13 protein-coding genes are annotated in these 11,998 nt (G+C 62.6%); 5 read left to right on the forward strand and 8 right to left on the reverse strand.

The genetic code is table 11. From position 1 onward, the window contains the following. The first annotated feature begins 45 nt into the window (after nt 1-45). Entirely contained in the window at nt 46-921 is an 876-nt protein-coding gene (locus ACN9MY_RS17870) for a LysR family transcriptional regulator (RefSeq protein WP_426318155.1), read from the forward strand. 35 nt (nt 922-956) lie between these two features. Then, complete coding sequence (locus ACN9MY_RS17875; protein WP_426161805.1) at nt 957-1,307, forward strand: hypothetical protein; 351 nt, start codon at nt 957-959, stop codon at nt 1,305-1,307. A gap of 9 nt (nt 1,308-1,316) precedes the next feature. Here the strand turns inward: ACN9MY_RS17875 and ACN9MY_RS17880 are convergent, their stop codons facing one another. Next, nucleotides 1,317-2,147, reverse strand: coding sequence for a MipA/OmpV family protein (locus ACN9MY_RS17880; RefSeq protein WP_426161806.1), 831 nt, complete (start codon nt 2,145-2,147; stop codon nt 1,317-1,319). An 89-nt stretch (nt 2,148-2,236) separates the two neighbouring features. Here ACN9MY_RS17880 and ACN9MY_RS17885 point away from each other — a divergent pair, with 89 nt between their 5' ends. Both ACN9MY_RS17885 and ACN9MY_RS17890 read left to right on the forward strand, forming a co-directional pair. Continuing rightward, complete coding sequence (locus ACN9MY_RS17885) at nt 2,237-2,929, forward strand: hypothetical protein (protein WP_426161808.1); 693 nt, start codon at nt 2,237-2,239, stop codon at nt 2,927-2,929. 146 nt (nt 2,930-3,075) lie between these two features. Beyond that, nucleotides 3,076-3,612, forward strand: coding sequence for a glycine zipper 2TM domain-containing protein (locus tag ACN9MY_RS17890; RefSeq protein ID WP_426161809.1), 537 nt, complete (start codon nt 3,076-3,078; stop codon nt 3,610-3,612). 51 nt (nt 3,613-3,663) lie between these two features. On the opposite strand, the gene lpdA is transcribed toward ACN9MY_RS17890, so the two are convergent. The 4 genes from lpdA to ACN9MY_RS17910 are packed head-to-tail and all read right to left on the reverse strand — an operon-like array spanning nt 3,664 to nt 8,649. Continuing rightward, nucleotides 3,664-5,061 carry a dihydrolipoyl dehydrogenase gene (lpdA, locus tag ACN9MY_RS17895; RefSeq protein ID WP_426318156.1) on the reverse strand — a complete coding sequence of 466 codons (1,398 nt, stop codon included), beginning with the start codon at nt 5,059-5,061 and terminating at the stop codon, nt 3,664-3,666. Nucleotides 5,062-5,064: 3 nt separating this feature from the next. After that, nucleotides 5,065-6,381 carry a dihydrolipoamide acetyltransferase family protein gene (locus ACN9MY_RS17900; protein ID WP_426335875.1) on the reverse strand — a complete coding sequence of 439 codons (1,317 nt, stop codon included), beginning with the start codon at nt 6,379-6,381 and terminating at the stop codon, nt 5,065-5,067. A 2-nt stretch (nt 6,382-6,383) separates the two neighbouring features. Continuing rightward, nucleotides 6,384-7,388, reverse strand: coding sequence for an alpha-ketoacid dehydrogenase subunit beta (locus ACN9MY_RS17905; RefSeq protein WP_426337642.1), 1,005 nt, complete (start codon nt 7,386-7,388; stop codon nt 6,384-6,386). A 28-nt stretch (nt 7,389-7,416) separates the two neighbouring features. Further along, nucleotides 7,417-8,649: a 3-methyl-2-oxobutanoate dehydrogenase (2-methylpropanoyl-transferring) subunit alpha gene (locus ACN9MY_RS17910; RefSeq protein WP_426335876.1), complete on the reverse strand. Its 1,233-nt coding sequence runs from the start codon at nt 8,647-8,649 to the stop codon at nt 7,417-7,419. A 212-nt stretch (nt 8,650-8,861) separates the two neighbouring features. Here ACN9MY_RS17910 and ACN9MY_RS17915 point away from each other — a divergent pair, with 212 nt between their 5' ends. Then, nucleotides 8,862-10,274: a hypothetical protein gene (locus ACN9MY_RS17915; RefSeq protein ID WP_426335877.1), complete on the forward strand. Its 1,413-nt coding sequence runs from the start codon at nt 8,862-8,864 to the stop codon at nt 10,272-10,274. A gap of 3 nt (nt 10,275-10,277) precedes the next feature. On the opposite strand, the gene ACN9MY_RS17920 is transcribed toward ACN9MY_RS17915, so the two are convergent. The 3 genes from ACN9MY_RS17920 to ACN9MY_RS17930 all read right to left on the reverse strand — a co-directional run bounded on the left by ACN9MY_RS17920 (nt 10,278) and on the right by ACN9MY_RS17930 (nt 11,994). Then, nucleotides 10,278-10,880 (reverse strand): serine hydrolase domain-containing protein, encoded by a 603-nt coding sequence (locus ACN9MY_RS17920; protein ID WP_426318159.1) that lies wholly within the window; start codon nt 10,878-10,880, stop codon nt 10,278-10,280. Between the two features lie 71 nt (nt 10,881-10,951). Beyond that, complete coding sequence (locus ACN9MY_RS17925) at nt 10,952-11,197, reverse strand: hypothetical protein (RefSeq protein ID WP_426161817.1); 246 nt, start codon at nt 11,195-11,197, stop codon at nt 10,952-10,954. Nucleotides 11,198-11,256: 59 nt separating this feature from the next. Beyond that, a complete protein-coding gene (locus ACN9MY_RS17930; RefSeq protein ID WP_426161818.1) occupies nt 11,257-11,994 on the reverse strand; it encodes a substrate-binding periplasmic protein in 738 nt (245 codons plus the stop codon). Nucleotides 11,995-11,998: the final 4 nt, after the last annotated feature.

Consider the following 11,998-nt stretch of genomic DNA (forward strand, 5'->3'; position numbering starts at 1 on the left):
ACAATCACTATGAAGCAACTCTTAACAATCGACCGACTGAGGCGCATGGCCGTCTTTGCCCGCGTGGTGGAAGCTGGCTCCATGAGTGCCGCTGCGCGCGAGCTGGGCATGACCACCTCGGCAGTCAGCCAGCAGATACGGCAACTGGAAACGGAAACCGGCCTCGCCCTGCTGCACCGCTCGACCCGGCGCCTGAGCACCACGGTGGCCGGCCAGGCCTACTATGAGGACTGCGCCGCCATGCTGCACGCGGCACAGGCAGCCGAGCAGCGATTGTCCGACCTGCGCGACGAGCCGCGCGGCGAACTGCGGGTGGCCTTTCCCGTCGGCTTCAGCGCGCACCTGGCGGCAGCGCTGGCGCCTTTGCTGCGCGCCCACCCGCTATTGTCGCTGCGCCTGTTCGCCGAGGACCGCCGCGTCGACTTGATTGCCGAACGCATCGACCTGGCGATCCGCGCCGGAACGCTGAGCGATTCCGCGCTGGTCGCACGCCGCCTGACCGAATGGCGCCATGTACTAGTGGCCGCCAGATCATTCGCGCAGGAGCATGGCTTGCCGCGCACGCCGGAGGAACTGGCCAGGTTCCCGGTGCTTAACCTCAGCGTGATCAACCAGACCGAGTTCATCGAACTGCACCGGCCGGGCGAGCCGGCGCACCGCGTGCGCGTCAACGGCCCCGTTGCCGGCAACAGCTTCATCGCGCTTCAGCACATCATGCTGCAGGGCGCCGGCATCATGCGCATGCCCGGCCCGGATGCCGCGCCGCTGATCGAAGCCGGACTCGCCGTGCCGGTATTGCCGGAGTGGTCGATGGCGCCGATGGGCGTCTATGCAGTGACGGTACAGCGTGATTCGCAGCCGGCCAAGGTGCGGCTGGCAATTGCCGCGCTGCGCGACTACCTGGAAAAGATGCCACCCTAGCCCGGCGACGGCCTTGGATGGTGTATGCTGCGGGCATGACTCAAGACACCGATATCCAGCTCAGCGGCCCCTTCAAGGCCATCGACGGCAACGGCCGCGCCATTGACATCAAATCCCTCCGCATATTCGACGAGGGCTATGGCGTGGTCGACCTATATGTCGACCTGGCCGCCCCAGCCACCGACGGCTTGCACAAGGATCATCAATTGATCGCCGAAATTGGCGCGCGCCTGCGCGCCATCGGCTACAACGGCCCCGACCTGAAGCCAGGCGATCCGGTGATCCAGGAAAAGCGCCTGATCGTGCTCGACACGCCGGACGAATTCCTGCCCTTCGCCGTGCGCAAGGGTTTCAAGGACCTCAGCTCGGAATTCGACGAGCAGTAATCCGGCCGCCTAGTCCCAGGCCCGCGCTTGCGAACGATAGGCCGTCCAAGTAAAACCGAAACCAAGCGACAGCCCGCTATTCTTGCGGAACAGCGGGCTGTCGCGGTTGGCAGCATGCGTGTAGTTGTCGTAGCGGGTAAAGCCGAACACGCGCCAATCGGGCCCCAGCGAATGCGACAGGCTCGCGCCAAGGCGCGTCATCATCAGTCCACTCCCGGCTTGATAGGCTGGACGGGTGGCGTTCGCATATTGTGGCGCGACCTCGTAAAAATACTGGTTCAGGCGAGTATTGCCAAACACCGCGCCGAGATTGGCGTCGGCCTGCCATTGCTGGTTGCTGCCGCTGGTTTCGAACACGACGCGCGGCTCAAAGACCAGGCCCTGGCGGCGAAAACCGTTCCCCACTTCAAGCGGCACCCGCAAAGGCAGCTCCAGCCTTACCCGATTGGGGGCCGAAGGCTCCGACAGCAACACTTTCAGGCGCGGGCCGAATTCCAGCAAGGAGTTCAGGTCCGGCATGCCGGCGCGGGCCGGCACGTCGTCCGAACGCGCCGGCAGCGACATCTGGAAACCAAGGTCCAGGTCCACGCGCTCGGTATCGAACAGGCGCGCGCTCACGCCGGAACGATCCGCACGCACGATCTTGCCGCGATAAATCACCATTGGCAGCACCAGCCCGCGCATGGAGCGTTCGGATGAACCCGGGTAAGCCGGCGTGGACGCCGCACCGCCGAACAGGCCGGCTTCCCATAGCGGCAAATCCGGACCCGGCGCTGGCGCCGCGCCGGCCGGCAACGCCAGTACCGACATCGCGATGCCAGCCCACATTCCCTTCTTCATATTCATGCTCCGCAAAAAGTCGTTGATGATACAGCCAAAGACGCGGGGCAACCATGCCATAATTTCATTTTTTACAATGTGCGACTGCCATGAAGCCCATTCACGTCTTGCCTGTCTTGCTCGTGCTCGCAGCATGCGGCCAGCAAGCCCCGTCAGCAGCTCCGTCCAAAGGCAACACCATGACTTGCGTAGCTGGCGGCCTCAAACTGGCCGGCGCCGGCGAACCAGAGGTTGGGGTTGGCAGTTTCGGCATCCAGGGCGATACCATCGGCGGTTTCGGGCTCGGACTGACCGTTGAGCATGGGGGCAAGGTGCATGAGATTTCCAGCTCGCTGATGTCCTTGCCGATGCAGAGCGGCACTTATCACTTTCCCTCAGTGTCGGAACCGGGCATGACCCTGGCTTCCTACAAGGTCAGGACCATGGACCGTGATCTGATCAGGGACTACAACGGCGGCATCTATAGCCAGCAGTTCTCGCCCATCGAGAACGACCCGGAAGCGAAGCTTAAGCTTCAAGTGGACAAAATGCTTGTCTCGGACGCGCCGCTGCCCGGATTCAAGCGTATCCACGCCGTCGGCAGGTTCCAGTTCAACGCAGCGGCGCTGCCCGGGCCGGAGCCCAGCGACGCCTGCGTGCGCGATAGCATCATCCGTTCGATCAAGGGCGCAAACGCCGGCAAGCGCCAGCTGCCGCTGTTCGACGCCGCACTTTGCGGCGCGGAAAAGATGCACGTCCAGTGTGATTTCGATGTCGTAGTGGACCTGGCTAAGGTGCAGTAGCCAGCGGCGATGACGCGTCTCCTATGCTGGTGGTGCGGCATCCGTAACAATTGCTTACCGGCGATACACTTTTTGCGTCACCGTGTTTTCATCCTGAGGCGTTTTCCAGGCAAGCGCCAACGATGGCGAGTTCAGGAGAAAACAACATGGAAAACAGCCCACGCACCAAAATTCATCCGATGATTGTCGCCGCAGCCGCTTCGGTGGCACTGGTAAGCCTGGTGGGAGCTGCATCAATTGCAGGCCTCCTGCCAAACTCGCAAGCGACCACGATGCCAGGCGCCGCAGCCGCACCGATCGCCGCTGTAAGCCCTGCAACGCCAGCAACAGTCGCGGCGCCAGCGCCGGAACCGGAAGTACGCAAAGTCGTGGAGCACAAAACCGTGGTGCATCATACGTACACGCCGTCGACGCGTGTCGCGGCAGCAGCGCCGCAAGCGGCCTCGCCTGCGCCGGCACCTGCTCAAGCACCTGCACCGGCGCCGGCACCAGCCCCCCAGAATAGTGCGCTGGGCATCGGCATCGGAGCTGTGGTGGGCGGCTTGATCGGCAACCAGGTAGGCGGCGGCAACGGCCGCAAGCTGGCTACTATCGCCGGCGCGGTTGGTGGCGGCTATATTGGCAATGAAATCGCCAAGCGCAACCAGCAGCAAGCACCGACGCAATCGCCATCGCAACAATAACGCCAATCGCAGCGGTGCAGGCCATCGACGGCCTGCACGCTCGCAGCAGGGTCAAATGTGCAGCGCATGCCCCAGGGCGCGCAAGGCAGCTTCCTGGATCGCCTCGCCCAGGGTCGGATGCGCATGGATCGTGCCCGCCACATCTTCAAGCGTCGCGCCCATCTCGATGGACTGGGCAAATGCGGCGGACAACTCGGATACCGCCTTGCCCACCGCTTGCCAGCCCACGACCAGGTGATTATCCCTGCGCGCCACCACCCGCACGAAGCCGTCCTTTGATTCCAGCGACATGGCGCGTCCATTTGCGGCGAACGGGAACAAAGCTTCGATGCAATCGATGCCCTGCGCCCGTGCCTGCTGGGGAGTGGCGCCGACCACCACGACTTCGGGATCGGTAAAGCACACCGCCGCAATCGCCGCTGGGCTGAAATGGCGGCGCTTGCCGCTGATGATCTCGGCGACCATCTCTCCCTGCGCCATGGCACGGTGCGCCAGCATCGGTTCACCGGTCACGTCGCCGATAGCCCAGACATCGCGCATCGAAGTGCGGCACTGGTCATCGATCTTGATGAAGTGCCCATCCATGTCGATGCGCAGCTTTTCCAGGCCGAAGCCGCGGGTGCTCGGGCGCCGGCCAACGGCAACCAGCACCTGGTCTGCGGCAAGTACCGATTCCTCCCCAGCGGCATTCCGGATGCGTACCGCATTACCCTCCCCGCCCAGGCCGAGCACTGAGCTGCCCAGGTGGGTTTCAATGCCCAGGCCCTTGAGCGCGATCGCTACCGGACGGCTCAACTCAGCGTCGTAGGCAGGAAGGATGCGCTCCTGCGCCTCCACCACCTGCACCTGCGCCCCCAGCTTGGCATAGGCGATGCCCAGTTCAAGGCCGATGTAGCCCGCTCCCACCACTACCAGCCTACCCGGCACGGTCTTGGGCGACAGCGCTTCCGTCGCACTGATCACCGGCCCGCCGAACGGCATGAAGGGCAATTCGGTAGCGTGCGACCCGGTGGCCAGCAGTAAATGCTCGCAGCCGATGCGCTGCGGACTTTCGCCGTCGCGAATCACTTCGACGGTCTTGCCATCGACAATATTGGCCCAGCCCTTAACGACACGCACGCCGCTTTTTTTCAGCAGCGCCGCCACGCCGCCGGTCAGGCGCCCGACGATGCCGTCTTTCCAAAGCACGGTCTGGCCGATGTCGATGCGCGGCGCCTGCACCGAAATGCCAAGCGCCGAGCCGCTCGCGTAATGACTGGCCTTTTCAAACTCTTCAGCCGCATGGATCAGCGCCTTGGAGGGGATGCAGCCGACGTTCAGGCAGGTGCCACCCAGTTCTCCGGCTTCGACCAGGGTGGTGGGAATGCCAAGCTGGCCGGCGCGAATGGCCGCGATATAGCCGCCAGGACCGCCGCCGATCACCAGCAGCGTAGTGGTGTGTTGATTCATCGATTACTCCACAAAGAGCATCGCTGGACATTCCAGCAAGGCGCGGATGGCTTGTACAAACTGGGCTGCGTGCATGCCGTCGACCACGCGGTGGTCGAACGAGGACGACAGGTTCATCATCTTGCGCACTACCAGCCCGCCCTGGCGCACCATGGGCCGCTCCACGATCTTGTTGACGCCGATGATCGCCACTTCCGGATGATTGATCACCGGCGTGGTGACGATGCCGCCCAAGGCGCCCAGGCTGGAAATGGTGATCGTCGAACCGGACAACTCGTCGCGCGTGGCCTTGCCAGTGCGCGCGGCATCGGCAAGGCGTGCGATCTCCGCGGCGCACGACCACATATCGCGTGCTTCCGCATGGCGCATGACCGACACCATCAGGCCGGCATCGGTCTGTGTGGCGACGCCAAGATGGACAGGACCGTACTGGGTAACCACGCCGGCATCGTCATCGAAACGGGCATTCATCTGCGGGAACTGGCGCAAGGCGACCACCAGCGCGCGTGCCAGCAAGGGCAGCACGGTCAGCTTGCCGCGCTCCTTGCCCCATTGCTCGTTCAGGCGCACGCGCAGGGCCTCAAGCTCGGTGACGTCGATTTCCTCCACGTAGGAAAAGTGTGGGATACGGCGCTTCGATTCCTGCATTTTCTGAGCGATCTTGCGGCGCAGGCCGATCAACGGAATTGCCTGCTCCCCGTGAACCTCGCGGTAGCCGCCCGGGCTTGCGGACGGCGCCCCATGCACACCGCGCGCGACGTAGGAATCAAGGTCGGCATGCAGGATGCGGCCGGCCGGACCGCTGCCGTGCACGAACTGCAGCTCGACACCCATGTCCCAGGCGCGCTTGCGCACAGCCGGAGAAGCCAGCGGACGTTCGCCAGGCTCGCGGGCCACGCGGGCCGGAGCCTGCACCTGCTGGCCCATCGCCGTCGCCGCAGGCTTTGCGGGCGAGGCGACGGGAGGCGCTGCCGGAGCAAGCGATCCAGCTTGCGCCACGGCGGGCACGGCCGCAGGCGCCGGCATCGCAGCAGAAGCAGCAGCAGCCGCGCCGGCCTGCGGCTTCAGGTTGCCAGCCCCCTCCACTTCAATATGGATCAGGTCCGCCCCCACAGCCATCACCTGCCCCGCCGCGCACCCAAGCATGGCGACCGTGCCGTGCACAGGCGATGGAATCTCGATGGTGGCCTTGTCGGTCATGACGTCGGCCAGGATCATGTCTTCCGTAACAGCGTCGCCCACCTTGACATGCCACATGACCAGTTCAACTTCTGCAATGCCCTCGCCAATATCAGGCATCTTGATGACGTGAATACCCATCGTTATGCCTCCACCGTACGTTTGAATGCCGCGCCGACGCGCGCCGGCCCAGGGAAATACGCCCATTCCTGCGCGTGCGGGTAAGGCGTATCCCACCCCGTCACACGTTCAATCGGCGCTTCCAGATGGTAGAAGCAATGTTCCTGCACCAGCGAGACCAATTCGGCGCCGAAGCCGCAGGTACGCGTGGCCTCGTGCACGACCACGCAGCGCCTGGTTTTCCTGACCGACTCGACAATCGTCTCGAGGTCCAGCGGCCACAAACTGCGCAGGTCGATGATCTCGGCGTCGATGCCGGTCTCGCGTGCCGCCGCCTCGCATACCCACACCATGGTGCCGTAGGCGAGCACCGTCAGTTGCTTGCCCGGCCGGAAAACTGCCGCCTTGTCCAGCGGGACGGTGTAATAGCCTTCCGGTACTTCCCCCAGCGGGTTCTGCGACCATGGCACCACAGGTTTGTCGTGGTGGCCGTCGAACGGCCCGTTGTACAAGCGCTTCGGCTCGAGGAAGATTACCGGATCGTCGTTTTCGATCGAGGAAATCAGCAGGCCTTTGGCGTCGTAGGGATTCGACGGCATCACCGTGCGCAGGCCGCATACGTGGGCAAACACGGCCTCAGGGCTTTGGCTGTGGGTCTGGCCGCCGTAGATGCCGCCCCCGCACGGCGTGCGGATCGTGATGGGCGCCGTAAAGTCGCCGGCCGAACGAAAGCGCAAGCGCGCCGCTTCCGACACGATCTGGTCGTAGGCCGGATAGATGTAGTCGGCAAACTGGATCTCGATGCATGGCCGCAGCCCGTAAGCTCCCATGCCGATTGCCACGCCGACGATGCCGCCCTCCGAAATGGGCGTATCGAACACGCGCGATTTGCCATATTTCTTTTGCAGGCCCTCGGTGCAGCGAAACACGCCGCCAAAGTAGCCCACGTCCTGGCCGAAGACCACGACGTTTTCATCCTTCTCCATCATCACATCCATCGCCGACCGCAGCGCCTGGATCATGGTCATGGAAGTTTTCACCGTGTTTTCCGCCATCTCAGATCCCCAGTTGCTGTCGTTGTACACGCAAGTGTTCCGGCAGCTCCTTATAGATGCCATCGAACATTTCTGCGGGACTGAAGGTATGGCCGCTGGCCATGGTGCCGTATTGTTCCGCCTCCTTCTGCGCGGCCAGGACCTCCGCCTCCAGCAGCTTCTGGGTTTCTTCGTGCTCCTGTTCGGACCAGGCGCCAGCCTTGATCAGGTACTGCTTCAGGCGTGCGATCGGGTCGCCCAGCGGGAAATGCGACCAGTCGTCGCCGGGACGGTATTTCGACGGATCGTCCGAGGTCGAATGCGGGCCGGCGCGGTAGGTGACCCATTCGATCAGGCATGGTCCGAGGTTGCACCGCGCCCGCTCGGCCGCCCAGCGCGACGCTGCGTACACCGCCAGGAAGTCATTGCCGTCGACACGCAACGAGGCGATGCCGCAGCCGACGCCGCGCGCCGCAAACGTTGTATCCTCGCCGCCCGCGATGGCCTGGAAAGTCGAGATCGCCCATTGGTTATTGACCACGTTCAGGATCACCGGGGCGCGATAGACGTGGGCGAACGTCAGGGCGGTATCGAAGTCCGCTTCGGCCGTGGCGCCGTCGCCGATCCATGCCGAGGCAATCTTGGTATCGCCCTTGATCGCCGACGCCATGCCCCAGCCTACTGCCTGGATGTACTGCGTCGCCAGGTTGCCGGAAATCGAGAAGAAGCCGGCCTTTTTCACCGAGTACATGACGGGCAACTGGCGGCCCTTGAGCGGGTCGCGTTCGTTCGACATCAGCTGGCAGATCATGTCGACCATTGGATAGTCGCGCACGACGAGGATGCTTTGCTGGCGGTAGGTGGGAAAACACATGTCGTCCACATTTAGCGCCAGCGCCTGCGCGGTGCCGATCGCCTCTTCGCCAAGGCTTTGCATGTAGAACGACATCTTCTTCTGGCGCTGCGCCATCAGCATGCGGCTATCGAAGATGCGCGTCTTCATCATGGCGCGCAATCCTTTGCGCACGACTTCGATATCGATTTGCGGCACCCAGGGCCCCACGGCGTTGCCTTCGGCATCGAGCACGCTGATCAGGGAATACGCAAGATCGCGCGTATCCATTGGGGCTACGTCGACCTCGGGACGGCGCACAGCACCGGCCGGCGACAGCCGGAGATAGGAAAAATCAGTTGCACAGCCTGGACGTCCCGTGGGTTCGGGCACGTGCAGGCGAAGTGGTTCGCCCTTGCTCATTCAGATTCCTTCAATTGCGATGGTGACGCAGGATCATTCCCGGCGGGCCTGCGGCGGGTAGCCTCGGCCGGCCTGGACTGTGGAACCGCCCGCTGCGGATCGCAAAGCGGGCACGAAAAAACATTTCCTTCAAAGCAATGGTAGGGTAGCATGCTTTTTCGTGGCGAAGGGTCACAATTAAAGTTTCATTAATAAATCGCCGTTAAGGGGGAATGAGCCCAATCTCCTCCCTCTCCAACTGGCAACCGGCCGCCCGCTATCCCGTGCCCGCCCCCGCGCGGAAGGCCGATCCTCTCCTGTCCAGGCTGGACGCGGCCACCGCTCCACCAGTTTCCACCATCGTGACGCTGAGCCCGGAAGCGATCGCCGCAGCCTCCGCGCCCGTCCCGACCAGCCTGCGCTACCAGGACCTTGGTGCAGACATGCTCAAGCAGCTCGGCGCCGGCTCGGTCATAGCGCCGGACCATGCCAGGCTGCCGGACAGGGTCGACAACAAATTCACGCTGGGCATCACCACGCGCAGCGGGACCCAGGTCGAGCTCACGCTGGCCGATGTCGATGACGAAATGATCTACCAGGTCAGCTCGAGCGCCAGGCTTGATGATGATGAGCGTAAAGCCCTGTCCACGCTGGCAGCGGGCTTCCAGGCTGCTATCGATGGGATGGCGGGAGCGGCCCCTCAGGTCCGGCTGAGCGGCCTGACACAGTTCGACAGCAAGTTTGTTCAGTCGATCGACTTCCATGCCGAAGTGTCCGGTCCTGAGCCTGCGCCGCAGACCCTGGATTTCCACATTGACGACGCGTTGCGCAAGGCACGCATCAACGGGCCTGATGGCCAGGCTGAAGTGAACGTGGACACAAGCACCCTGGAACACCTGGGCACCAGGAAGCAGCAGGCAAAAGCCATCAACAACTACCTGGCGCAATTCGACCAGGCGCTCGCACGCGGGCACGGCGACAAGAAGTTGATGTCCATGTTCAAAGACGCCTTCTCGGACATGAATCGAACGGCCGTCGCCGAAGAGACTGACGACTTCCTGCACATTCCATCGAAGTGGCAGCTGAATTCGGACGACCGTTCCGCGCTGACAGGTCTTTCCGATTTCAGCGCCTCCCTGACCCAGACGCCCAAGTCCAGCAATCCGCTCAAGGCATGGGAACAGGACACGTTCTCCTATGAGGTATCGCAAGCGACCAAACTGGAGGGGACAAGCCGCGACGACCGCAAGATTGGCCAGGACCAGCAATCGCGCCTTAGCGCCCAGTACCACACCGATATCGGCAAATCCAGTCCTCCATGGTTCGACGGGACCCTGCAGACCCAGAACTACGAATACCACCAGGTCGAGGATAGCGCGCGCAGCAATGTCTCCCTCGAATACCGGCTGGGCAAGCTGAAAAAAGCAAGCCTGGAACAGATCGCCGGCCAGTCGGAGCAAGTAAAGACGATCATCCTGGGCAAGCTGAAGTCAGACAAGTCCATTCCGAGCCAGCAGTCGCTTGTACGCGACCTGCTCCCATCGCTCACCTCATACGAACACATCAAAGGTGCGGATAATCTGAACGATCATGTCTTCCTGCTTGGTTCGCCTGGCGAAATCGTCGCGCGCAACGAGCAGTTCTAGGTCTCAGGCCACTGGCGGAAAACGGAAGGCGCCGTGATCCGAAGGCAGCACCTGCTGCGCGATTGAAGCGGCGAGCGGCATGCCCCGTTCGCTGTTTGTCAGGACCACAAAGCCATCCTTCGTCGTGGTCGACGCCATCGCAAATGCGCGGAAGCCGGGGTTGTTCCCCCACTGCCAGACATGGCTTCCGCCCGAGCCGCGCTCGATACCCCAGCCCAGCCCCCATGCCAGGCCAAGCGGCTTGCTCACGTCTACAGGCGCGGCAAGCGCCATCTGCATCAGCGCATCGTCGGCCAGGAAGGCCGACATGAAGCGCGCATAGTCTGCTGCCGTGGTGTAAAGGGTGAATGCGGCCAGCGCGTTCTGGAAACAAGCCCGCCGCGAAAAGCCAAGAAACATCTTGCCTGGGACGGCCCGTTCCTCGAATGCCTCGCGCCAGACCAGGCTCGTGTCGCGCATCTCCAGCGGCGCAAACAGATGCTGGTCGAGATAGGCTGCAAGGCCCGTCCGGGTAATGGCCTCCATGATGCCTTGCAGGAGCACGTAGCCTTCGCCGGAATAATTCCAGCCCTGGCCAGGTTCCGCAACAAAGGCCAGCGGTTTCATGGCTTCCCGCCGGGCGTAAAGTAAGGCGGAAAGTATTGCCCAAGCGATAACCGTTGTAAATTAAGTAAAGCTTAAAGCAGCACGCACGGTGCCGGGCGTCGCGCTTGCTGCAATAGCTCCGCACAACATGCCGCCTGCCCCTGTGCGGCAATCAGCGCCTGCTCATACGCGCGCAACTGGCTAAGCGAAGGGAGCACCCCGCTGCCTTTCACCGCCCTGGCCGCGACTGCCGTGATTTCCGTCATCAGGCGGTTGGTCTTGTCGTGCGCCGCCTTGAGTTCGGCCAGGTGATCCAGCAACGCTTCTTTTGCATCCATAGCTCCTCCTCGAAAACGTCGTAACCGGGCCAGTAATTTTTGGCCTGGCCTGGAAGATTTCAAGAGGAGTCGTGCGGCCTGTAACGCGCCAGGATCGATCGGATCGTGCCGCGGGCCTTGAGCGTAGCGATCGCCTGGTTCAGGTCCCTGATACCGAGTTTGCCTTGTGGATGAACTGCGCAATAAGTATCAAAATCCGTGATCTTCAGGTTATGGGATGCCAGGCGCGCCCGCTCAGGGTGAACCTTGCGCTGGTAGTCGAAATAGATGCGGTTGGTGAAAATGAAGTCGAAGCGCCCGAGCAGCAACTTTTCAAGGTTCTGGCTATCGTTCGCCGCGTTATCGCGCAGGATTGGTGGCTGCAAGTGTTCAATCTCCGGGTACCTGTATCCCCGGATCGTTCCCACCCGCAGGCCCGCGATAGCGTTCAGGGAGGCCGGCACTGGCGTTTCACTGCGCATGGCGACCATCATTCGATTCGAAATAATGGCGTCCGACCAGAGGAAGCCCTGGTTGTCGAGCCATTCGGGCCGCAGGTCGCACAGCAAATCGGCATGTCCCCGCAGCAGCGCGCCTTCAACACGCGTGCGCGGCAGGATCATATAACGGGGCTCGAGATGCAGCAAACCGCCTAGCGCGTCGCCGAATTCCTTAAGTATCCCGCCCTTGAGTTCCTCGCCGCGAATATCGGTCATCGGCATGCCACTACCGTTGGAGATTGCCATCACCAGATCGGATGCATGGACGGTCTTTGAAGCTAGGAGGAAAGCGAATAGTAATTGACGCGTGAAGTACATCGTG

This window comes from Pseudoduganella sp. R-31 (assembly GCF_049913235.1).
Taxonomy (GTDB): Bacteria; Pseudomonadota; Gammaproteobacteria; order Burkholderiales; family Burkholderiaceae_D; genus Rugamonas.

What these genes read in the sequence shown, in the direction of transcription:
- ACN9MY_RS17870 (WP_426318155.1), top strand. Translation starts at nt 46, where the DNA reads ATGGCCGTCTTTGCCCGCGTGGTGGAAGCTGGCTCCATGAGTGCCGCT.
- ACN9MY_RS17875 (WP_426161805.1), top strand. Translation starts at nt 957, where the DNA reads ATGACTCAAGACACCGATATCCAGCTCAGCGGCCCCTTCAAGGCCATC.
- ACN9MY_RS17880 (WP_426161806.1), bottom strand. Translation starts at nt 2,147, where the DNA reads ATGAAGAAGGGAATGTGGGCTGGCATCGCGATGTCGGTACTGGCGTTG.
- ACN9MY_RS17885 (WP_426161808.1), top strand. Translation starts at nt 2,237, where the DNA reads ATGAAGCCCATTCACGTCTTGCCTGTCTTGCTCGTGCTCGCAGCATGC.
- ACN9MY_RS17890 (WP_426161809.1), top strand. Translation starts at nt 3,076, where the DNA reads ATGGAAAACAGCCCACGCACCAAAATTCATCCGATGATTGTCGCCGCA.
- lpdA (WP_426318156.1), bottom strand. Translation starts at nt 5,061, where the DNA reads ATGAATCAACACACCACTACGCTGCTGGTGATCGGCGGCGGTCCTGGC.
- ACN9MY_RS17900 (WP_426335875.1), bottom strand. Translation starts at nt 6,381, where the DNA reads ATGGGTATTCACGTCATCAAGATGCCTGATATTGGCGAGGGCATTGCA.
- ACN9MY_RS17905 (WP_426337642.1), bottom strand. Translation starts at nt 7,388, where the DNA reads ATGACCATGATCCAGGCGCTGCGGTCGGCGATGGATGTGATGATGGAG.
- ACN9MY_RS17910 (WP_426335876.1), bottom strand. Translation starts at nt 8,649, where the DNA reads ATGAGCAAGGGCGAACCACTTCGCCTGCACGTGCCCGAACCCACGGGA.
- ACN9MY_RS17915 (WP_426335877.1), top strand. Translation starts at nt 8,862, where the DNA reads ATGAGCCCAATCTCCTCCCTCTCCAACTGGCAACCGGCCGCCCGCTAT.
- ACN9MY_RS17920 (WP_426318159.1), bottom strand. Translation starts at nt 10,880, where the DNA reads ATGAAACCGCTGGCCTTTGTTGCGGAACCTGGCCAGGGCTGGAATTAT.
- ACN9MY_RS17925 (WP_426161817.1), bottom strand. Translation starts at nt 11,197, where the DNA reads ATGGATGCAAAAGAAGCGTTGCTGGATCACCTGGCCGAACTCAAGGCG.
- ACN9MY_RS17930 (WP_426161818.1), bottom strand. Translation starts at nt 11,994, where the DNA reads ATGTACTTCACGCGTCAATTACTATTCGCTTTCCTCCTAGCTTCAAAG.